17 protein-coding genes are annotated in these 21,258 nt (G+C 60.0%); 11 read left to right on the top strand and 6 right to left on the bottom strand.

What is annotated here, in order from left to right; all coding sequences use genetic code 11:
- Positions 1-46: 46 nt before the first annotated feature.
- Complete coding sequence (locus SIAM614_RS27085) at positions 47-769, top strand: response regulator transcription factor (RefSeq protein WP_006939512.1); 723 nt, start codon at positions 47-49, stop codon at positions 767-769.
- The gene (locus tag SIAM614_RS27080; protein ID WP_006939511.1) at positions 766-2,397 is read left to right on the top strand and encodes a sensor histidine kinase; all 1,632 of its coding nucleotides are present in this window, start codon (positions 766-768) and stop codon (positions 2,395-2,397) included. The genes SIAM614_RS27085 and SIAM614_RS27080 overlap by 4 nt, the downstream gene beginning before the upstream one ends.
- On the opposite strand, the gene SIAM614_RS27075 is transcribed toward SIAM614_RS27080, so the two are convergent.
- Positions 2,375-3,271: a LysR family transcriptional regulator gene (locus SIAM614_RS27075; RefSeq protein WP_006939510.1), complete on the bottom strand. Its 897-nt coding sequence runs from the start codon at positions 3,269-3,271 to the stop codon at positions 2,375-2,377. The genes SIAM614_RS27080 and SIAM614_RS27075 overlap by 23 nt on opposite strands.
- Positions 3,272-3,445: 174 nt before the next feature.
- Between SIAM614_RS27075 and SIAM614_RS27070 the strand changes: the two genes are divergently transcribed.
- Complete coding sequence (locus SIAM614_RS27070; RefSeq protein WP_006939509.1) at positions 3,446-4,066, top strand: glutathione S-transferase family protein; 621 nt, start codon at positions 3,446-3,448, stop codon at positions 4,064-4,066.
- 97 nt (positions 4,067-4,163) lie between these two features.
- Complete coding sequence (locus SIAM614_RS27065) at positions 4,164-5,816, top strand: pyridoxamine 5'-phosphate oxidase family protein (protein WP_006939508.1); 1,653 nt, start codon at positions 4,164-4,166, stop codon at positions 5,814-5,816.
- 14 nt (positions 5,817-5,830) lie between these two features.
- On the opposite strand, the gene SIAM614_RS27060 is transcribed toward SIAM614_RS27065, so the two are convergent.
- The gene (locus SIAM614_RS27060; RefSeq protein WP_006939507.1) at positions 5,831-6,211 is read right to left on the bottom strand and encodes a VOC family protein; all 381 of its coding nucleotides are present in this window, start codon (positions 6,209-6,211) and stop codon (positions 5,831-5,833) included.
- A 707-nt stretch (positions 6,212-6,918) separates the two neighbouring features.
- Here SIAM614_RS27060 and SIAM614_RS27055 point away from each other — a divergent pair.
- Complete coding sequence (locus SIAM614_RS27055; protein WP_006939506.1) at positions 6,919-8,049, top strand: type III PLP-dependent enzyme; 1,131 nt, start codon at positions 6,919-6,921, stop codon at positions 8,047-8,049.
- 10 nt (positions 8,050-8,059) lie between these two features.
- On the top strand, positions 8,060-8,611 hold the full coding sequence (locus tag SIAM614_RS27050; protein WP_006939505.1) for a GNAT family N-acetyltransferase: 552 nt from the start codon (positions 8,060-8,062) through the stop codon (positions 8,609-8,611).
- Positions 8,612-8,782: 171 nt separating this feature from the next.
- Here SIAM614_RS27050 and SIAM614_RS27045 read toward each other — a convergent pair whose 3' ends face one another.
- Positions 8,783-9,313 (bottom strand): hypothetical protein, encoded by a 531-nt coding sequence (locus SIAM614_RS27045; protein WP_157140118.1) that lies wholly within the window; start codon positions 9,311-9,313, stop codon positions 8,783-8,785.
- Positions 9,314-9,419: 106 nt separating this feature from the next.
- Between SIAM614_RS27045 and SIAM614_RS27040 the strand changes: the two genes are divergently transcribed.
- From SIAM614_RS27040 to SIAM614_RS27030, 3 genes are all read left to right on the top strand, one after another.
- Positions 9,420-10,805, top strand: a complete 1,386-nt coding sequence (locus SIAM614_RS27040; protein ID WP_006939501.1) for a homospermidine synthase — start codon at positions 9,420-9,422, stop codon at positions 10,803-10,805.
- Positions 10,806-10,980: 175 nt separating this feature from the next.
- Complete coding sequence (locus tag SIAM614_RS27035; RefSeq protein WP_006939499.1) at positions 10,981-12,096, top strand: helix-turn-helix transcriptional regulator; 1,116 nt, start codon at positions 10,981-10,983, stop codon at positions 12,094-12,096.
- Positions 12,097-12,442: 346 nt separating this feature from the next.
- On the top strand, positions 12,443-12,970 hold the full coding sequence (locus tag SIAM614_RS27030; RefSeq protein WP_006939494.1) for a cytochrome b: 528 nt from the start codon (positions 12,443-12,445) through the stop codon (positions 12,968-12,970).
- Positions 12,971-13,017: 47 nt separating this feature from the next.
- Here the strand turns inward: SIAM614_RS27030 and SIAM614_RS27025 are convergent, their stop codons facing one another.
- The 3 genes from SIAM614_RS27025 to SIAM614_RS27015 all read right to left on the bottom strand — a co-directional run bounded on the left by SIAM614_RS27025 (position 13,018) and on the right by SIAM614_RS27015 (position 18,506).
- Positions 13,018-14,844, bottom strand: coding sequence for an adenylate/guanylate cyclase domain-containing protein (locus SIAM614_RS27025; RefSeq protein WP_040441289.1), 1,827 nt, complete (start codon positions 14,842-14,844; stop codon positions 13,018-13,020).
- 116 nt (positions 14,845-14,960) lie between these two features.
- Positions 14,961-16,775 carry an adenylate/guanylate cyclase domain-containing protein gene (locus tag SIAM614_RS27020; RefSeq protein WP_006939489.1) on the bottom strand — a complete coding sequence of 605 codons (1,815 nt, stop codon included), beginning with the start codon at positions 16,773-16,775 and terminating at the stop codon, positions 14,961-14,963.
- 192 nt (positions 16,776-16,967) lie between these two features.
- The gene (locus tag SIAM614_RS27015; RefSeq protein WP_006939488.1) at positions 16,968-18,506 is read right to left on the bottom strand and encodes a SulP family inorganic anion transporter; all 1,539 of its coding nucleotides are present in this window, start codon (positions 18,504-18,506) and stop codon (positions 16,968-16,970) included.
- A 686-nt stretch (positions 18,507-19,192) separates the two neighbouring features.
- On the opposite strand from SIAM614_RS27015, the gene SIAM614_RS27010 reads away from it, so the two are divergent.
- Entirely contained in the window at positions 19,193-19,936 is a 744-nt protein-coding gene (locus tag SIAM614_RS27010) for a type 2 periplasmic-binding domain-containing protein (RefSeq protein ID WP_157140117.1), read from the top strand.
- A gap of 117 nt (positions 19,937-20,053) precedes the next feature.
- Positions 20,054-21,232, top strand: coding sequence for an aminotransferase (locus tag SIAM614_RS27005; RefSeq protein WP_006939483.1), 1,179 nt, complete (start codon positions 20,054-20,056; stop codon positions 21,230-21,232).
- Positions 21,233-21,258: the final 26 nt, after the last annotated feature.

Raw genomic sequence — 21,258 nt, 5'->3', positions numbered from 1 at the left:
ACGCTTCCGCAGGTAACTGCGGGAGCCATTTTTCGGGAAGAAACATTTGCCAGGTCAAACCATTCTTGTTGTCGATGACGACCCGCATATCCGGGACGTCATCTGTTTCGCGCTCCAAAAAGCGTCCTACGTGTTCGAAGTCGCCGCCGACGGAAAGGAAGCGCTCGACAAGGCGCTTTTGTGCAATCCGTCCCTGATCGTTCTGGATATCGGCCTGCCGGAAATGGACGGGCTGGACGTCTGCCGGCATCTGCGCCGCACGTCCGAGGTGCCGATCCTGTTTCTGTCGGCACGCGATGACGAGATCGACAGGATCGTCGGGCTGGAACTTGGCGCGGACGACTATGTGACCAAGCCTTTCAGCCCGCGCGAGCTGATTGCACGGGTCGGCGCGATTCTTAAACGCTATGGTGGGCTGACGGCTGCCCAAACAGATGAGGATCTTCCCGCGCTACGTTTCGGCGCGGTTGAGCTTGACCGGTCGCAGCGCCATGTGAGCGTCGCTGAAACGCCGGTGACGCTGACGGCCATCGAGTTCGATATCCTGGCCACCCTGCTGGCCCGGCCGAAGATCGTCTTCACCCGGGAGCAGATCCTGCAGAGCGCCTATCGGGACAATATCCACGTTTCCGACCGCACCATTGACAGTCACATCCGCAACATCCGCGCCAAGCTCGGCAGCGCCGGTTGCGGCGATGCCATAGAGACAGTGCATGGCGTCGGCTTCCGGCTCGGGCCGTGCCGGGTGGAGGCTGGGAACGGCGGATGATTTTGTCCCGCACCTTCCGAGACAAATGGCGGCCGCCGCTGTCCCTCGTGGTGGCGGGGGTTCTCGGCATCATGCTGCTGGTGCCGCTCGCCGGGATCGCCTTCTTCCGGGTCTATGAAAACCAGCTCATCGAGACGACGGAAGCCGAACTGATCGGCCAGTCCGCGGCGATTGCAGCGGCAACGGCACAGCGTCTTGAGGAAGTCGGGAAGGACGGCCTGCCGTTGGGAGCAGAGGTCGCCAGGGCGGCCGAGGTGCCGGGCAGCCGCAGCATCTATTTGCGCCAACCGGGTGGAAGCTGGGCGCCGCAGCTTCCGGAACTGGATCTGACACGCACGCCGGTTCTGCCTCGCCGCAAGGCTCCGCAGCCTGCCGGCGTCCCGCCGCATCCGGCATATCTGGAAGCGGGACAATCCGTGGACCGCATTCTGCTGGAGACGCAGAAGAAGACACTTGCCGGGTTTCGGGTGCTCGATTTCAATGGTGTGATCATCGCCGGGCGTGAGGATATCGGTCTGTCTCTTGCGCATGTGGAGGAGGTCAAAAAGGCGCTTACCGGGCGCTATGCCTCTGCGCTGCGCGAGCGCATCGTCGACAATCCGCAGCCGATCTATTCCATCAGCCGGGGAACAAGCGTTCGCGTTTTTGTCGCAATGCCGATTATCTTGAACGACAGGGTTGCCGGCATCGTTTATGCCTCTCGAACACCCAGCAATATCCTCAAGGAAATGTTCCTGAAACGCGAGGCTGTGTTCTGGGTGGCGGTCTTCGTGCTGGCCGCGACATTCGTCGTCGGCTTTATCTTTGCCCGCGCGATCACCGGGCCGATCAAGGCGCTTACCCGCCGTTCGCTTGCCATCGGCAACGGCGACCGGGAGGCCTTGAAGCCGCTGGCCATTCACGGCAACCGCGAGATCCATGCGCTGTCGGAAAGCATGCTGGGCATGTCCCGCAAGCTGTTCGAACGTAACGACTATATTTCCACCTTTGCCAATCATGTAACCCATGAGCTGAAGACGCCTCTCACGGCCATTCAGGGAGCGGCGGAACTGCTGCAAGATGGCGGCGGCGATCTCAGCCCCGAGGAACGCGACAAATTTCTCGGCAATATCCTGCGCGATACGGAGCGGGCATCGAAACTGCTCAACCGGCTGCGCGATCTTGCCCGCGCCGACAGCGTCGAGATCGGTGGCAGTTGCCGGCTGAGCGAGGTCGCTGCCGCGCTCAAACATCGTCTCGAGGGTCTGGAAATCGACCTGACCAGCGAGGCGGACCTGCCGATGTCGCCGGAAAATGCCCGGATCGTCTTTGAGAACCTGATCGACAATTCCCGCCGGCACGGCGCTTCCAGGGTCGCAATCATTCCCGAGCAGGCGGGGAAAGGCCTCACCGTTCAGGTGAACGACAATGGTGAGGGGATTTCCGAGGGAAATCAGGGCCAGGTCTTTGATCTGTTTTTTACCACCCGGCGGGAAAGTGGCGGCACCGGCATGGGACTTGGCATCGTGCAGGCTCTTCTGAAGGCCCATGGCGCATCGATCCGCCTGCTTCCGAGCGTTGATGGCGCTTCCTTCGAGCTGTTCTTTCCTGTGAGGCCGTCTCCGGTCAGTCCGGCCAGCGGGAGCTGAACTCTGCCGCCAGATGCTCGATCAGGGCGCGCACACGCCGGGTCAGGTGTCTGTTGGGGGGATAGAGCGCATAAAGGCCGAAGGTGTCTGTCTCATAGTCCGGAAGTACGCGCTCCAGCCGCCCGTCTTTCAACGCGTCCTCGATGGCATACAGCGGCGCGATGGTGATGCCGAGACCGCCCATTGCCATGTGGGCCAGAGCGCCGGGCGAGTTGGAGCGGACGGCTCCTGACAGCCGGACGACATGCTCTTCGCCCCCGCAATGAAACCGCCAGATGTTGAGTTCCGTCTGGTTGCTGTCGACAAGACAGACATGGGTCGACAGGGCTCTGGGATCCTGCGGTCTGCCATGCCGCTTCAGATAATCCGGCGAGGCGCACAGAACCAGCGGCATACCGGCAAGCTTGCGGGCGATCAGGGTGGAGTCCCGCAAGGCACCGATGCGGATCGCCAGGTCGAGACCTTCTTCCACCAGAGCAAGTCGGTGGTCTGTCAGCCGCATGTCCAGTTCAACATCCGGATGTTTGCGCAGGAAGGGCACCAGCGCCTCGCTCAGCCGTGTGCTGCCGAAGCCGGTCGGTGCGGTCAGTCTTATCTGGCCTGCCAGTGCGCCCTGACGCTCGCGCACGAGCGAATCCAGATCATCGAGCTGTTCCAGGATCGGCCGGCAATGCTCCAGATAGGCAGCTCCGACATCGGTCAGGGAAACACTGCGCGTGGTGCGGTTGAAGAGCTGTGTCTTCAACTGGCCTTCCAGGTGCTGCACGTATTTGCTGACCAGTTTCGTCGATAGGCCAAGGCGCCGCCCGGCTGCGGTGAAAGACCCTTCCTGCGCCACAGCCACAAAGGCCCGCATGGTTTCGATCTTGTCCATCTCTGTTGTCCTCGGTGGATGCAGCGCGTCAGGTTATTGTCTTCGAATTGTACATAATCATTGAATGAATTCGAAGATTATTTCCAATCAGGGCGAGTGACATATTGCGGACAGCGGACCGAACCAAGGCGCTTCGGCCGCGGAAAGATTTTTAAAGCTAAGAGGAAGCTGGCGATGTCCACCGCAATCAAGATCCACCGTTTTCCGCTCTCCGGCCACTGCCACAGGGTGGAACTGTTTTCGAGCCTTACCGGCATCAACTACGAGCTTGTCGAAGTCGACCTGGTCAACGGCGAGCACAAGCGCGACCCGTTCCTGAAACTCAATCCGGTAGGCCTCGTTCCGGTCATTGAAGACGGCTCGACCGTTCTGGCGGATTCAAACGCGATCCTCGTCTACCTGGCCCGCAAATATGCGCCGGACTGGCTGCCGACAGATCCGTATCTGGAAGCGGAAGTGCACCGCTTCCTGGCCTTTGCCGCCGGTGAACTTGCCAGCGGACCGGGCGCGGCACGTTTGATCACGGTCTTCGGAGCGCCGCTTGACGCGGAACGCGCGAAGTCTGTTGCCAAGGTGGCTTTTGATAATCTGGAAGCCCATCTCGATGGTCGCGAATGGCTCGTTGGAGACCGTCCGACGATCGCCGACATCGCCATCTACAGCTATACGGCTCATGCGCCGGAGGGCAATGTTTCGCTGGAACCCTATCCGCGCATTCGTGGTCTTTTGAAGCGCGTCGAGTCCCTGCCGGGTTTTGTTGCCATGCCGGCGAGCAAGGCAGGCCTTGCCGCCTGATTTCTTGACGAATGTTGAGCGGGACCGGGCGCACCGCGGGCGTGCCCGGTCCCGTCGCTTTTTCTCCCACGCATCTCCAGCCCAAGAGGAAACCAGGATGTTGAAGACGGATGCAGCCGGGAACCGGCCGGAAAACCGCTCGCCCTTTCACGATGGCGAAAGACAGGTTCAGGAGCGCCTTGGCGAAAGGAATGTCGAATTGTGGGCGCGCGGTGCTATCCGCGAGTCCATGCCCGATCAGCACCGCGCGTTTTTCGAGGCGCAGATGTTCATGGTCGCATCGGCAAGAGATGCCGATGGCCGCCCGTGGGCGACGATCCTGGAAGGCTGGCCGGGATTTGTGCGCTCGCCCGACGCACGGTCGTTGACAGTGGCCGCGCAGCCGGTCGAGGGCGATGCGCTGGAGGGCGCTTTTTCCGAAGGAGCCGATGTCGGGTTCATCGGCATTGAGCTTGCGACCCGGCGGCGCAACCGGGTGAACGGCAAAATCTCGCGTGCGGGGGCAGAAGGCTTCGGCTTCTCGGTTGGCCAGTCTTTCGGAAATTGCCCGCAATACATCAGGGCGCGGGATGTCCGCTGGAGTGCAGAGAAAACCACGGCCAAGGCCCAACGCAGCGCCATACTGAGTGCGTCGCAGCAGCAGTGGATCAAGTCGGCAGATACGTTCTTCATCGCAACCGGGTACCGGGGCGAGGGGGATGATCCGGCTTTCGGCATGGACATCAGCCACCGCGGCGGCGAGCGTGGTTTTGTCGAGGTGCTGGGTGACCGCACCCTGCGGTTTCCGGACTATGCCGGCAACCAGTTCTACAACACTCTGGGCAACATCCAGAACGACCCGCGCACCGGTCTGCTGTTTCTGGATTTTACCACCGGCAGTCTGCTGCAGATGACGGGCCGGGCGACGATAATCTGGGACAAGGTGGAAGCGGCGAAGGTTCCCGGTGCACGCCAACTGGTGTCGTTCGAAATCGAGAGCATCGTCGAACTGACGTCCGCGCTTCATCTGCGTTGGCAGAGAGATGCCGATGCGATCCGGTCCTTGCGTCTGGCCTCCAGGCACAACGAAAGCGCGGATGTGACGTCGTTCGTATTCGAGGCACGCGATGGCGGGGCGTTGCCAGCGTTTCGGGCCGGCCAGCATCTGCCGCTGGAACTCCATCTGCCAGGCGGCTTTGGCAAGGTTCAGCGGAGTTACTCGCTCTCCGGCGATCCGTCCGACGGCCGCTACCGGATATCCGTGAAGCGGGAGGCGCAAGGGCTGGTCTCACGCATCCTGCACGATGTCTTTCCGGTTGGCGGCTTTCTGGATGCCGGAAGGCCGTCTGGAGATTTTGCCCTGCCAGACGCAAAAAGCCCGCTTGTGCTGGCAAGTGCGGGCATCGGCATCACGCCGCTCCTGAGCATGCTGCATCAGTTGGCTGGCGAGGAGGGAACGCGTCCTGTGTGGTTCGTGCATAGCGCCCGCGACGGCGATCATCATGCCTTCCGAAAGGAAGTGCAGGCCCTGGCAAAGGACAAGCCGAATGTTCAGATCATAACCCACTACACCCGTCCGCTGCCGTTGGATGTTCCGGGTTATGACTTCGATCATGCCGGCCGGATATCGGCTGCCGGTCTCGTGGCCCTTTCGGGGAGGGCAGACACCCGGTACCTCCTGTGCGGACCCGCGGCCTTTCTGGCGGAACTGGAGGAGGGACTGCAGCGCGAGGGCGTGCTGCAGGAGCAAATCCGATTCGAGTCGTTCTAGGTTCGGCCCAGACCTCAGTTCTCCGGGGTGAAGTCGACGTGGATATGGTTGCCGTCCGGATCCCAGACATTGATGGCAACTGTTCCCGTGCCGGGCTGAACGGAGCGGCGGTAACGTTCGCCGCGTTCTTTCAGCCTGGCTTCGAAAGTTTCGAGGCCGGACGCCGTGAACGCGAAATGCTCCAGCTTCAGCTTGGTTTCGGCCCCGGTGGCCTCCGGTCCTTCCATGCCGACCAGATGAATGGCTGCATCTTCGCCCGCGTAGAGCCAAGCCCCGGGAAAGGCAAAGTCGGGGCGCGGGCCCGGTTTCATTCCCAGAATGTCGCCATACCAGGCAATCAGCTCGTCGAGCCGCGTGGTGCGCAGATTGACGTGGTCGAGTTTCCCGATCTTCATGCGATTGCCTTTCCCGACAGGCTGATTTGGTCTGGTGGATGTTGGAAGTTTTGTCTGGCTGCTTGCTGTTCGCGAGTCAATGACGCAAGGCGCTTGGGGGCATGGGCAAGACAGGGAAAACGCCTGCCGGAACTGTCACAATTTTTACGAAATAGTTAAAGCCGGGCAAGGCTTTCGGGTCGAAAGGCGCCTTGACCGGTTCGACATGAAAAAAACAGTCTGCAACTGGAAATTTCCTATTGCATCAGGGGGCGAACGGGCGCATATACGCCTTGCCCAAATTCGCACGTGCCCGTGGTCGTCCATGGGATGTCGAACAAGACATCTCTTAAGGGACCGCTGCCAGACAATCCGCCAAGGGGCGGGGCAGTTGAAATCCGGACGGCTTAAAGCAACGACGTAAGAGGGCTTTTTTGGTCTCTGCCGGGGTATCCAACCTCCGGCGTCACTGAAGAGGCACTTGTTACATCATTGCCCGACGTGCGGTTCGGTTCTCCCGATCCAATCAACGGCATTTCCCGACGCGGGAAAGCTTTGTGCTGCTTGGCAGTCGCATCGCCCAACCGTCGCTGCAGTCAACCCGGCCTCCGGTTCCATCCCGGGGGAGGCCCGGTGCGCTTTGCAGCACCCTGCGACGTGAACGCAGCGCGCGAGCCAAGGAAATATGCGCGCCTGCGGCTGAGATTGAGAAAGAGGGAACCTTCCCAATGAGCGACCGTATCCGCGATTTCCTCCGCCGACGTGACGAAGATGGCCCGTGCGTTGTTGTCGATCTCGACATCGTGCGCGACAACTTTGAAGCTTTTGCCAAGTCCCTGCCGGACACCTCCGTTTACTACGCGGTGAAAGCCAACCCGGCACCTGAGATCCTGTCGCTCCTGGAAAGCCTCGGTTCCTCCTTCGATTGCGCCTCTGTCGGCGAAATCGAAATGGTTCTGGCAACCGGTGCATCCGCAGACCGCATTTCCTACGGCAACACCATCAAGAAGGAGAAGGACATTGCGCGTGCCTATCAATATGGCGTCCGCCTCTTCGCCGTCGACTGTGTCGAAGAAGTTGAAAAAATCGCCCGCGTTGCCCCTGGCTCCAAAGTCTTCTGCCGCGTCCTGTGCGACGGAGTCGGCGCCGAATGGCCGCTCTCCCGCAAGTTCGGCTGCGACCCCGAAATGGCGCCCGACGTCCTCGAACACGCGCACCGGCTCGGCCTTGTTGCCCACGGCGTCTCCTTCCATGTCGGCTCCCAGCAAGCCAACCTCACGGCGTGGGATCTCGCTCTCGCCATGGCAGCAGGCGTTTTCCAGGAAATGGCGCTCCGCGGTATCGAACTGAAAATGGTCAACATGGGTGGGGGCTTCCCGACCCGTTACCTGAAAGACGTCCCGGGCGTTTCGACCTATGGCGAAGCGATCTTCCAGGCGCTGTGCAAGCATTTCGGCAACCGTCTGCCGTCCACCATCATCGAGCCGGGCCGCGGCATGGTGGGCAATGCCGGCATGATCGAAGCTGAAGTCGTTCTGATTTCGCGCAAATCCGCCAACGACGACGTGCGCTGGGTCTATCTCGATATCGGCAAGTTCCACGGCCTGGCCGAAACCATGGACGAGGCAATCCGCTATCCGATCCGCACCCCGCGCGACGGCGACATCACCGCACCTTGCGTGCTGGCCGGCCCGACCTGCGACAGCGTCGACGTTCTTTACGAAAAGACGCCGTACGAACTGCCGGTGAGCCTGTCCATTGGCGACAAGGTGCTGATCGAGGCTTGTGGTGCCTACACCACGACCTATTCCACGGTCGGCTTCAACGGCTTTGCGCCGCTGGCGTCCTTCGTCATCTGAGGCAAGTGCCATGATTGATATTGTGGACGAGGCGCCGGATCACACCGGCGCCCGCGAGGGTCTGCTTGACCTTTGCTTCGGTGAGGACCGCTTCAGGAAAACCTCCGAGCGTCTGCGTGAAGGCCGGCTTCCGGTCTTCGCATTTTCTGCGATCGACGAATCTGGCAAGCTAGTCGGAACGGTAAGGCTCTGGTCTGTGGCGGACCGCAACAGCTCACAAAGCTTGTTGCTCGGACCCCTTGCCGTCGATCCTGGCTGCCGGGGGCTGAAGGTCGGAGACCGCTTGATGCGGCACGCCCTCAACCAGGCAGCCATGCATGGCCACGGGTCGGTGATCCTGGTCGGCGACCAGCCGTATTACGCGCGCTTCGGATTTGTAGCTGGTCTTCTCGACAAGGTCGGCCTGCCGGGCCCGGTGGACGATCACCGGTTTCTCGCCCTGGAGTTTGCTTCCGGGCATATTGCCGGGCTGGAAGGCGTTCTGTCGGCGGCCGGCTTGCCGGACCCGATGGCAGTGCCAGCGGCGCGGGATGATGTTTTCTCGGTGTCGCAAACACTCTGAAGTTCAGGATATGAAAAATGGCGGCGGCGGACTTTTTCGCCGCCGTCTCTTGTTTTTTCAAGCAAAGGCCTGTCTTTTGCTCACGAGGTCCTGAGAAGATCGTTTGTCTTTCCTTGAATAAACTGCTTTCAGGAAGACTTGAAATTCCTGCAGAAACCAGCCACACGTTACTTAGGCGCAATTAGTGCGCTTTTCTGTATGAAGGATACCCCAATGGGCCGGACCCTCCGGATAAGGCGAGGGCGGCATATCGGATAGGATTGGAGTTACGCATATGACCGACGACACCAACGACGGTGCGCCGAAGAAACCGGCGGCAAAGACCGCTGCAAAGCCGGCCTCACGGCGCAAGACAACAACGCGCGCGGCTGCGTCCAGACCTGCCGCCGGAAAGCCGGCAAACTCCAAATCAACTCCTGCAAATTCGACGTCTGGCAAAGCTGCGGCTACCAAGACAACGTCCGCCAAACCGGCCGCAGCAAAAGCGGCTCCCGGGAAGGCTTCAGCCGGAAAGCCGGCCACCGTCAAGGCCACCGCAAAAGCGCCTGTAAAAGCTTCTGGGGCATCAAAGTCTTCTGCGACCAAACCTGCGGCAAAGAAGCCGGCGGCATCGGTCGCGAAAGCAGCACTTGCCAAGGCAACAGATAAGAAAACCTCAGCCGGGACAGCGGGGAAACCCTCGGACAGAAAAGCTGGTGCCACCAAAGCTGCTCCGGCGAAATCCGCCGCTTCGAAAGCTCCAGTAGCCAAGGCCGCTACTGATTCCGGAAAGGGCCCTATTCACGGCACCATCACCGGCCCCCTCGTGATGATCGGTCTCGGTTCCATCGGCAAGGGAACGCTGCCGCTGATCGAGCGACATTTCAACTTCGACAAAAACCGGTTCACCGTGATCGACCCGGTCGATGCCGATGCCAAGCTTGTCACGGACCGGGGCTACAGGTTCGAAAAGGTTCCGCTGACACCTGAAAACTACAAGGACGTTCTCACACCCTTGCTCACCGAGGGTGAGGGGCAGGGCTTTGTGGTCAACCTGTCAGTCGACACCTCATCGCTGGACCTGATGAAGTTTTGCCGCAAGTTGGGTGTGCTTTACATCGACACGGTGGTCGAGCCCTGGCCGGGTTTCTACTTCGACGACACCGCGACAGCGGCCGACCGCACCAACTACGCACTGCGCGAAGCCGTGCGCCGGGAAAAGAAGAAGAACCCTGGCGGCACCACGGCGGTCTCCTGTTGCGGGGCCAATCCAGGCATGGTGTCCTGGTTCGTGAAAAAGGCTCTGGTTGATATCGCAACCGATACCGGCGTCAAATTCAAGGAGCCGACCAGCCAGAAGGGCTGGGCGAAGCTGATGAAGAAGGTTGGCGTCAAGGGCATACACATCGCCGAACGCGACACCCAGCGTGCCAAGGAACCAAAGCCTTTCGGCGAATTCTGGAACACCTGGTCGGTGGAAGGCTTCCTGTCCGAAGGCTTCCAGCCGGCTGAACTTGGCTGGGGCACGCACGAAACCTGGAAGCCCGCGAACGCCAAAAAGCACAAGAAGGGCTGCAAGGCCGCGATCTATCTGGAACAGCCGGGCGCCAACACCCGTGTTCGGACGTGGTGCCCGACACCCGGCGCGCAATATGGCTTCCTGGTCACGCACAATGAGGCGATTTCGATCGCCGACTATTTCTCCGTGCATGACGGCAAGAAGGTCAGCTACCGCCCGACCTGCCACTATGCCTATCATCCGGCAAACGTCGCGGTGCTGTCGCTTCACGAGCTGTTCGGCTCTGCCGGCAAGGTTCAGGAGACCCTGCATGTTCTCGATGAGAGCGAACTGCAGGATGGTATCGATGAACTCGGCGTTCTGCTCTACGGCCACAAGAAAAATGCCTACTGGTACGGCTCTCAGCTGTCCGTAGAGGAAGCTCGGGAGCTTGCGCCGTATCAGAACGCGACGGGTCTGCAGGTGACCTCGGCCGTTCTGGCCGGCATGGTCTGGGCGCTGGAGAACTCGGAGGCCGGTATCGTCGAGACGGACGAGATGGACTACAAGCGCTGCCTCGAGATCCAGTTGCCGTATCTTGGCCCGGTGAAGGGCTATTACACCGACTGGACGCCGCTTGAAGGGCGACCGGGCTTCTACAAGGAAGACATCGACACCAAGGATCCCTGGCAGTTCCGGAATATACTGGTGCGTTGACGCGAAACTCAATTCCTGTTCAATATTGGCCGCCGGGTAACCCCGGCGGCTTTTTTATTGATTTGTGGGTTTCAGGAAGGTTTCGGTTTTCGAAACTTTGTGACCATCACAACATTCCTGAAATATATATTTGCTGAATATGCCTCGCAGGCAGCAATTATGCGATGAGGGCCAGGTGAGACTTGATCAGGAAAGATTGAACGCTGCGATCCGGGGCCTTTATGAAGCGGCGGTCACGCCAGAGTTCTGGAAACCGGCCCTGGAAGAGGTAACCGACGCTCTTCAGGCAAAGAGCTGTCATTTCTTCTCCAACAACCTGGCCGAGGTGCGCGACGATCTGTTTGTTACCGTGCGGATGGATCCGGATTTTCATAAGGACTACATGAACACCTACGCTGCTCTCGACGTCAGATTTCCGCGCATTATGGATGGGCCGATCGGCAAGGTTCTGCACGGGGATCTGCTGTGGACGGAAGAGGAGCGGCTGGCCAGTCCCGTCTATCACGAAAACCTGCTGCCGTTCGAACTCTACGAGGTCACAGGCGCCCAGCTTGCCATGCCCGGCAGGCTAAGCTGGCTCGGCTTTTCGCTCTATGATGAAGAGCCTTGGCAAAAGGATCAACTCGACGCTCAACAACTTGTTCTCGGCCATACACGGCAGGCCTTGCGAATGCACCTGACGCTCGCAGAGGCAAAAGCCAACGCGGACACGCTCGGCGATCTTCTGGCGGCACGCGGACAAGGTGTGATCCTGATCACCGCGGACGGCAGGATCATCTTTGCGAATTCACAGGCGGAAGCCCTGCAGCAGGAGCAGGTTTTCAAAATGAGCAGCCGGGGTCTTGTCTTCCGGGACAGGGGCTTGAACCGGCAACTCGCGCTCGCTCTGGAAGCGCTTCACTTCCGCTCAGGCGTTCCCTCGGGCGAGATCGTCACGCTTACCGAGACCACGGACCATCAGATCGGTGTCCGCTTTCTGCCCGTACCTGGAGGGATCGGTGGAAGCGGCTCTCTGCTGGCAGTCCTGTGTATTCCGCTGCACATGCAGCACGGGCCGGACTCATCGGAGATCAAGCAATTTGCCGGCCTGTTCCGACTGACGCCCTCCGAGGAGCGTGTGGTCGGGGCAATCGCCGCAGGGCAGGATCTGTCACAACATGGCCGCGAACGGAACATCTCGCTTGATACGGCCCGAAAACACCTTAAAAACGCAATGGCCAAGGCCACTTGCCGCTCGCAAAAGGATCTCTTGCGGCTGGTCGAGCGGTTTTGCTTCTTCCGTCTTCGCTGACAAAAGTCCCTGTGGCCTGTAGATTACCTGTCGTCTCCGGCGGGCTGCGCTGCCTTTCCATGTCGTTTTGCGCGGGTTTGCCGGTTTCGCCGCGCCCGGATGTGTTCGGCTGGGTTATGCAGTGTCGCCCGTCACAGGGTTCTGGACATGGGGCAGGTAAGATGAGGACGTACCGGCGCTGCCGACCACTTCAAACGCTGAGGACGACAGTAGCCGTTTAGCGCACCCGCAAAGGGAGTGGCCGATCGCGAAAGAACCGGGCGCCCCATGACGAACAGCCCCCTGCTGACAGGAAAAAAGGACAATAACAGTGCTGACTTCCCCGGAAACGACCTCACAAACGTCCGTGCACCCGCTTGCACCCGAAAGCCGTCACGCCGGAACGACCAGGATCCTGCACTGGATAATTGCTACTCTTGTTCTGGCGACGTGGCCGCTGGGCTATGTCATCAAGTTCGTGAAGAGTGAAGTGTCGCTGGATTTCTACCTGCTGCATGAAAGCTTCGGCTTTCTGGTGCTCTGGCTGATGCTCGTCCGCGTGGGCAACAAGATTGTCGCCCACAAACCGGAAGAGGAAGGGCCCGCCCTGGAGCGGATGGCTGCTGCCACCGTTCACGGGTTGCTCTATCTTTTTCTGATTGTCATGCCGGTGAGCGGATTTCTGGCGACGAATGCGCACGGTTTCCCGCTGAGCTGGTTCGGCATCATCCCTGTCTGGAGCCCGATCGGCAAGTCGCCGGACATTGCCGGAACGCTCTCGGCGATACATTCCTGGAGTGCCTGGGCGCTACTGGTCTTGTTTGCCCTTCACATCGGCGCAGTTGTGTTCCACCACGTTCTGAGGCGCGACCGGACCCTCTACAAGATCCTGTAAAGTTCACTCAGCGGAACAGGTTGGCTGGTCCCGGCCGGAGGCGGGTGTCAGCCGATCAGCCGCACGACCTCCAGCGGCTCGACCCTGCCTTTGACCTGGTGCAGGCCAATCGGACGGCGCTCAAGGGTGCTGTCGAGGCGTTTGGCGATCTCGCCTGAGACGAGGATCACCACGTCGGCACTTGCGTCGATCTCCTTGCCGAGGCTTTCCAGACGGGAGGCGGCATTCACCGTGTCGCCGATCACCGTGTAGTTGACTCGCTCAGGCGCACCGATATCGCCGACGACAAGAGGGCCCATGTGAAGGCCGATGCGGATGCGCACCGGTGCCTCGCCCCGGGCGATGCGTGCCTGATTGTCCGCCCTTATGGCCCGCGCCATTCCGATTGCGGCGCGTGCAGCAGGCTCTGCCGGGTTTTCCAGCCGCTCCGGAGCGCCCCAGAACGCCATGACGCTGTCGCCGATGTATTTGTCGATTGTGCCGCCTTCCTTTGTGATTTCCGCACCCAGCATGGAAAGATGATGGTTCACGAAAGCAGCCGTTTCGGTCGCTGTCATACCTTCGGAGGCGGAGGTGAACCCGGCGATGTCGGTGAACATCACAGCGACCTCCCGTTCCTCCGGCGGTGCTTCCGCACGGCCCTCACGCAGAAGCTTCCGGACGAGCGTTTTCGGCACGTAGCGGCTGAAAGCGGTCAGGCCGCCGACCATGGAGTTGAAGCCGTTGGCCAGATCGTCCAGTTCGCGGACAAAGCTGCCGGGCAAATGCTCCGCGGCGTCCAGTTCCAGATCGGCAACGGCTCGTGCTCCCAGGGCTGCCCGGCGGATCGGCTGGCCTATGCGATGGGCCAGAAAACCGGCGCCGACCAGGGACAGGCCAAGCAGCGCAATGCCGATCAGGATGGCATCGGTCAACTGCTCAAGCGGTTGCTCCAGAATTTCTGCCGGAAAATGAGCGCCAATGGAAAGCGGCAGCCCGGTCGGGCCAAGATCCGGGCTCTGTATGACGACAAATCTCCTTTTGCCAAGGGCATCGTAACCGGCACGCATTTCGTGCCCCGGGCGTATGCCGTAGGCCGATGCATCGACCGGCTCGGTTGATCGCAAGGTTTTCAGAAAGGAGTCCGGGACGTTCTCGAGATCAATCAACGGATGGGTCGGCGACAGAAGGTTGAAAACTTCCGGCAGCGCCGGATGTGCGATCAGGCCGTAACTCTGTGGATTGATCATGAACACCTGAACCAGTCCGGTGGAGATGTCGCTTGTGACCTCCGACAAGCGCTCCATGGACATGGCCATGAGAACCAGCCCCTCGTATGCGCCGCCCTCAGGCCCTGGGGAAAGGATCGGTTGAACGTGGGCAATGTAGGTGTGCTGGCGCTGGGGGTAGAAGGCCGGCCCGGACCAGAAGGGGGCGGTCTTTTTGCTCGAAGAGGATATCAGACCTACAAGCGCGTGGGTTTCGTCGGTTTTGGGCACAAATTGCGGCACAAGAATACCGTCGGCGCGGCCCCGGTCGACCTGTATGAAATTGCCATTCTTGTCGGCAACGATGACAAAGGAGACATGCTCCATGGCCGAAAGCACGCCGAACATATATTCGGCGACCTCCTGCGGGCGGCTCATCAGGATGCTGCCGGAGGCCAGGGCGTCCACGGTAAAGGAACTGGCTTCCTCCACCGCTTCGATCTGGGCGGCGAAAGCCTGGTCCAGGGAATGCATGCCCGAGTTGATCAGCGATCCGCCCAGGTTGCGCACCACCTTTTCGGATGTTGCTGCCTGAACGATCAGCACAAGCGCTGCGGTCATGAAGACAAAACCGCCGATAACCGTCGTGAGTGTCGGCGTGATGTGAAGGCGCCTGTTGAGGGGCAAGTGTCTGGCCTGCGGACTGAATTTCAATTCATTACCCATACCGCGATAACGTCTTGAGGCAAAGCGCGGGGAAATCGGCCAAACGGGTAACTGCAAGGATCATCGACGGCGGCGGGTTAGCCGCGCAAACGGACTACTTCGACCGCTTCCGATTTGCCTTTGACCTTGTGCGGACCAATGGCCTCCTGATCGATCGTGCTGTCGAGGCGTTTGGCGATCTCGCCTGAGACGAGGATCACCACGTCGGCACTTGCGTCGATCTCCTTGCCGAGGCTTTCCAGACGGGAGGCGGCATTCACCGTGTCGCCGATCACCGTGTAGTTGACTCGCTCAGGCGCACCGATGTCGCCGACCACAAGCGGGCCCATGTGAAGGCCGATACGGATGCGCACCGGTGCCTCGCCCCGGGCGATGCGTGCCTGATTGTCCGCCCTTATGGCCCGCGCCATTCCGATTGCGGCGCGCGCAGCAGGTTCTGCCGGGTTTTCCAGCCGCTCCGGAGCGCCCCAGAACGCCATGACGCTGTCGCCGATGTATTTGTCGATGGTGCCGCCTTCCTTTGTGATTTCCGCACCCAGCATGGAAAGATGATGGTTCACGAAAGCAGCCGTTTCGGTCGCCGTCATGCCTTCGGAGGCGGAGGTGAAGCCGGCAATGTCGGTGAACAGCACCGCGACCTCCCGTTCCTCCGGCGGGGCATCTGCTCTGCCTTCGCGCAGGAGTTTGCGAACGAGTGTCGCCGGAACGTAGCGGTTGAAGGCTTTCAAGCCGCCGACCATGGCATTGAAGCCCTTGGAGAGATCATCCAGCTCCCGGATGATGCTGGTGGGCAGGGGGGATACAGCCTCAAGGTTCAGGTCTGCCACTTCTCTGGCTGCAACCGAAGCCCGTTGCACCGGCCTTGCGATCCGCCGTGCCAGCAAAACCGCGCCCAGCAGGGACAGGACAAGCAGTCCGCCGCCCACAAGAAGCGCCATCAGCAATTGCCTGAGCGGCTGATCCAGGTACTCGGCAGGAAAATGCACGCCAATCCTGACCGGAAGCCCCAGCAGGTTTTTGTTCTTCTGCTCCAGGATCACGAACCGTTTGGCGCCGTCTGGATCAGTGCCGGAATAGATGTCGAGGGCCTCGGAAATGTCGAAGGACGCCTTGTCCACCTTCGGCATATCGTTGAACCCGGCCAGAAAGGCATCGGGAAGCCGGGTGACATCGAGCAGCGGCATATCCTTGCTTAGGTCGCCAAAGGACTTGTGAAGGTCCGGATGGGCGACGATTTCGTCCGATCCCTCCTTCATCAGGAACACGGTTATGTCGTCCGTGGAAACATGCCAGGTGATTTCGGACATTCTGTCGAGTGACATGCCGATCATCAGGCTGCCACGATAGGTCTTTCCCTCATGGAGCGGGCGCACGAAGACGTAGTAGGTGTGCTCCCGGTTCGGCATATAGAACGGCTCGCTCCAGAAAGCGCCTGTCTGTGTCTTGGCGCGTTCCGACAGGGGCACGAGGATCGGGATATCCTTCGCCAGGTTGACGTCGCCGCCCAGCAGCTTGCCATCCGCATCGCCCCTGTCGACATCGACGCCCTGGCCGTTTTCATCCACCAGCACAAGAAAGGACACCTGCTCCATGGGGGCAAGCGCACCATAGAGATAGGACAGGACGAGGTCCGGATCGTCGAGCGGCAGCTCCTTGCGCTGATAGGTCAACCGGGTGAATTCGGCGGTTTCGGTGACGGCGTGCAGTTGCTCGACAAACGCGGTTTCCGCTGCATCCATACCGATGTCGACCAGTTCGCCGCCCATTCGCCTGACGACTTCCGATGAGGTGACAGCCTGTATGATCAGGATGGCGGCCGCAGTTATCAGCACAAAGCTGCCGATGACGGTCGCAAGGGTCGGCGTGATGAAGAGTTTCCTGCGTGCTGCCACTGTGACGTCCTGTTCGTGCGCTATTTCGTCTTCATTTATGGGTCCACACCCCAGGCTCGTATCTGTTTCAAATTACGCGCCGCGGAGCAACCGGGGAGCATCTCCGAGCTCCAGAAACCTGCCTCAAATGCAAAAAAGACCCGCACGGCCGATGCCGTGCGGGTCTCATGAAACGATGCCTTGAAAGGCGCGTCAGGTGGTTTTTTCCGCCCGGTCAAACCTATGACCGTAGTCCACGGCGATTTCGTAGTCGGGGTCTTCAAGAACCGAGACTTCAACAAGATTCCCGGCCTTGTCCAGAAGCTTCTTGCAGTCCGGAGACAGATGGCGCAGGTGCAGGCGCTTGCCGGCTGCGAGGTACTTCGAGGCCAGTGCATCGATCGCTTCCAGGCCGGAATGATCGACCACGCGGCTATCGATGAAGTCCACGACAACGTCTTCAGGGTCGTTCAGCGGATCGAACAGGTCGGTAAAGCCGGTGGCGGAGCCGAAAAACAACGGCCCGCTCAGACGGTAGACCTTCCAGCCTTCCTTGCTGGTGCCGATGCGGGCCCGGATGCGGCTGGCGGCGTTCCAGGCATAGGCGAGCGCGGAGATAATCACGCCGACAACGACAGCGACCGCAAGATCCGAGTAGACGGTGACGCAGGTGACGATGACCATCACGAGCGCGTCGATCGGCGGGATCTTGTGCATGATCTTCAGGCTGGTCCAGGCGAAGGTGCCGATCACGACCATGAACATCACACCGACCAGCGCCGCGACCGGGATCTGTTCGATCAGCGGTGAAGCGATGACAATGAAGGACAGCAGGAAAAGAGCTGCGGAAATGCCGGAGATCCGGGTGCGTGCACCGGATTTCACGTTGATCATGGATTGGCCGATCATGGCGCAACCGCCCATGCCGCCGAAGAAACCGGTCACCACGTTTGCCGTGCCCTGCGCAAGGCATTCCTTGGAAGCACCGCCTTTGGTGCCGGTCAGGTCGGCCACCAGGTTCAGCGTCAAAAGGGACTCGATCAAGCCGATGGCAGCCAGGATCACGGCATAGGGAAGGATGATCTGCAATGTGTCGAGCGTCAGCGGCACCATGGGAATGTGGAACTGGGGCAGTCCGCCGGAAATCGAGGCCAGATCGCCGACCGCGCGGGTGTCGAGATTGAAGCCAAGCACGAGCCCGGAGACAACGAGAATGCCCGCCAGCGGCGCGGGAAAGGCCGATGTGATCTTGGGCAGGAACCAGATGACGGCCATGGTGAGCGCGATCAGGCCGAGCATCAGATAAAGCTGAGAGCCCGTCATCCAGGTCAGTCCGCCGGAGCCATCGGGAACCTTGAACTGGCCGAGCTGCGCAAGGAAGATGACGATGGCCAGGCCGTTGACGAAGCCGAGCATGACCGGGTGAGGGACCATGCGAATGAACTTGCCCCACTTCAGCAGGCCCACAACGATCTGGATCAGGCCCATCAGCACCACGGTAGCGAAGAGGTATTCCACACCGTGCAGGCTGACGAGGGAGACCATCACCACGGCGAGGGCGCCGGTCGCGCCGGAGATCATGCCGGGGCGTCCACCGATGCAGGCGGTGATCAGGCCGACAAAGAATGCCGCATAGAGACCCACCAGCGGATTGACGCCCGCAACAAAGGCGAATGCCACGGCTTCGGGGACAAGCGCCAGGGCGACGGTCAGCCCGGCGAGGAGTTCGGTTTTGATGCGGGACGCATCCATTTTCAACGGTTGTTCAGGCGCAACGGCCTCCGCGCGTGCTGACACGGGCTGCTCCGGATATTTGGTGTGGTTTTTAGGTCAGCGCCAATCCATGCCCGGATTTCCACTTTTGACCTGGATCAAGTTGCCATCTTCTAATCGATTTTTTGCAATGCAGCAAGGCAGGCTACTGAGGAACTGGCCTGCGTTGTTCAGAGTTCTTGCAGCCTGAAGGGAGATTGCGTGAGATCCTCGGGCAGTAGAAACCGAAAAAGTGGATGTCTTCTCCAGGTGGACTGCAGGTGGAAAGGCTATAGCTTCTCCACTTTATTGTATGTTTTCGCGGAACATTCTTAATCTGCTTTCGAGGCGCGTCTGGTCAAACAAATATCATCTCGTTCTTATCGTTCGAAAATCTGCTCTTTTAATTTGCAGTTTCCATTTTCTGTTGCCGCGTCGGCAATTGACGCGTGGGTGGGCTGGTCTCGCTCCGCAGGGCCGGCTCCGAAAGCTGTACGGACGCGCCAGTCACATACACGTTTTTGGATATTCTCATTAGAATTTACCACCGCAATGCAATCAGGTTGCAAACCCCGCAAATTGTCCCGTAGGGTCATTGCATCAGATGTTGGATTGCTGAGGACGTGGCCGCAGTCAAACTGCAGATGTTGAACGAACTTGTCATGGCAGCAGCTCAAGGAGGCGCAATGCATCGGCTCATCTTCTGCTCCATGTTGAGCGTTTTTCTTTTTATCTCCAGCGCCCGGGCTGAGGAAGTTCTTAGACTATCCGGTTTTGAAGCTCCCAATCTGACGCCCGTTGCAGAGAAAATCCTCGCCAAGGCCTATTCCGAACTCAGCATTCGAATTGAAACAGTCATAAGCAACCCGCAAAGGGCGCTGCTGGATGCAGCTTCCGGCAAGACCGATGGTGAACTGGTTCGGGTGAAGGCCGTCGGAGCCGACCACAGCAGCCTGTTGCGCGTCGATGTGCCGGTTATTGTGGCGCGTACCTTTGCCTATGCGAACAAGCGTCAGCTTCGTGGCAAGTCTTTCAAGCAACTCCGGCATTTGCGGGTCGGCCATGTCTCCGGTGCGCGGTTCGCCGCGGAACTGGCAGACGGGTTTGCCGAGATCTGGACTGCCGACACTGCGGAACAATTGTTCGAAATGCTACGGCGTGACCGCGTCGATCTCGTCATTGCCGGGGAAGGCACCGCACGTCGCGTCATTCGGGACAAAAAGCTGGAGGGTGTTTTTCCGTTAAGGCCGTCTTTGCACGAGGTCGCGTTCTATCACTATCTGCATGAAAAACATGTCGATCTGGTGCCAAAGATCGAAGCCGTTCTGCGAAGGATGCTTTCCGTGCCGGCGGGTGAGGAAACCGATGAGGCGGAGGAAATGGCACCGGGGCAGGATGGCAATGTTCTGCACAGGACCGGCTGGAGCTGACGAACCAAGGCCTCCGCTGCGCCTCCTCCGGCGTTTACCAGCAACCCGTTCAGATGAAAAAGCTCGACGGCACACGCGGCTGGGATTAGAACCGGCAAAAGACGCTCGGGAGGAACCATGAAGCCGACCAATCCGGTCTTCACCGGCATTGCCACTACTGTTTTCGAGACGATGTCGCGGCTTGCCATGGCGCATGGCGCGGTGAACCTCGGACAGGGGTTCCCGGATGTCGACGGGCCTGCGGATATCCGGCAGGCTGCTGCCGATGCGCTGCTGCAGGGCCCGAACCAGTATCCGCCCATGCTGGGGTTACCGGACCTGCGCCAGGCCGTTGCAGAGGCCAATCGCCGCTTCTACGGTCTGGAGGTCGATCCGCAGACCGAAATCATGGTCACGTCCGGAGCCACTGAAGCGCTGGCGGATTGCATCTTCGCGCTGGTGTCGCCGGGGGACGAAGTCGTTCTGATCGAGCCGCTCTACGATTGCTATCTGCCGCTGGTGAAACAGGCCGGTGGCATCCCGGTGCGCGTCAGGGTGACCCCGCCGAACTGGTCCCTCGATGCAGATGCGCTTCGCGCGGCTTTTTCCGACAAGACCAAGGCGGTCCTGATCAACAACCCGATGAATCCGACAGCGAAGGTGTTTTCGGATCAGGAGCTGGAGTTGGTCGCGTCTCTCTGCCGGCAGTACGATGCCTATGCGATCTGTGACGAAGTCTATGAGCATCTCGTCTTTGACGGACGCCGGCACAGGCCGCTGATGACGCTGGACGGCATGCGCGAACGCACTGTGCGGATCGGCTCCGCGGGCAAGACTTTCTCTCTGACCGGCTGGAAGGTGGGCTATATCACCGGTCCGGCCGCGTTGATGGACCCGATTGCCAAGGCGCACCAATGGGTGACATTCACCACACCGCCTCACTTGCAGAAGGCTGTTGCCTATGGGTTGCGCAAGGACGACAGCTATTACGAGGGATTGGCGCAAGACCTGGCGGCAAAACGCGACCGCATGGCGGCAGGTCTCGCGGACCTCGGCTTTTCCGTTCTGCCTTGCAACGCGACCTACTTCCTGACGTGCGGATTTGAAGGACTGGGGCTTGGCCGAAACGATGTCGAGGCATGTGAAACCCTTGTCACCGCCGCCGGCGTTGCGGCTGTCCCCGTGTCTGCCTTCTATGGTTCGGACGCGCCTTCGGGCTATATTCGCTTCTGTTTCTGCAAGCAGGATGCCGTGATTGACGAGGCGCTGTCCCGTCTTGCCGCATTTTTGACTGCGGCCCGCGCCGAATCCGCTTAGCCTGACATTATGAAACCCTGGAAATG

It is taken from the genome of Roseibium aggregatum IAM 12614, assembly GCF_000168975.1.
GTDB lineage: Bacteria > Pseudomonadota > Alphaproteobacteria > Rhizobiales > Stappiaceae > Roseibium > Roseibium aggregatum.
This window is presented reverse-complemented; position numbering and strand designations above follow the sequence as displayed.

Bases quoted from the DNA above. Each gene is read 5' to 3' on its own strand.
- SIAM614_RS27080 (WP_006939511.1), top strand. From the start codon at position 766: ATGATTTTGTCCCGCACCTTCCGAGACAAATGGCGGCCGCCGCTGTCC.
- SIAM614_RS27075 (WP_006939510.1), bottom strand. From the start codon at position 3,271: ATGGACAAGATCGAAACCATGCGGGCCTTTGTGGCTGTGGCGCAGGAA.
- SIAM614_RS27070 (WP_006939509.1), top strand. From the start codon at position 3,446: ATGTCCACCGCAATCAAGATCCACCGTTTTCCGCTCTCCGGCCACTGC.
- SIAM614_RS27065 (WP_006939508.1), top strand. From the start codon at position 4,164: ATGTTGAAGACGGATGCAGCCGGGAACCGGCCGGAAAACCGCTCGCCC.
- SIAM614_RS27060 (WP_006939507.1), bottom strand. From the start codon at position 6,211: ATGAAGATCGGGAAACTCGACCACGTCAATCTGCGCACCACGCGGCTC.
- SIAM614_RS27055 (WP_006939506.1), top strand. From the start codon at position 6,919: ATGAGCGACCGTATCCGCGATTTCCTCCGCCGACGTGACGAAGATGGC.
- SIAM614_RS27050 (WP_006939505.1), top strand. From the start codon at position 8,060: ATGATTGATATTGTGGACGAGGCGCCGGATCACACCGGCGCCCGCGAG.
- SIAM614_RS27040 (WP_006939501.1), top strand. From the start codon at position 9,420: ATGATCGGTCTCGGTTCCATCGGCAAGGGAACGCTGCCGCTGATCGAG.
- SIAM614_RS27015 (WP_006939488.1), bottom strand. From the start codon at position 18,506: ATGGATGCGTCCCGCATCAAAACCGAACTCCTCGCCGGGCTGACCGTC.
- SIAM614_RS27010 (WP_157140117.1), top strand. From the start codon at position 19,193: ATGCATCGGCTCATCTTCTGCTCCATGTTGAGCGTTTTTCTTTTTATC.
- SIAM614_RS27005 (WP_006939483.1), top strand. From the start codon at position 20,054: ATGAAGCCGACCAATCCGGTCTTCACCGGCATTGCCACTACTGTTTTC.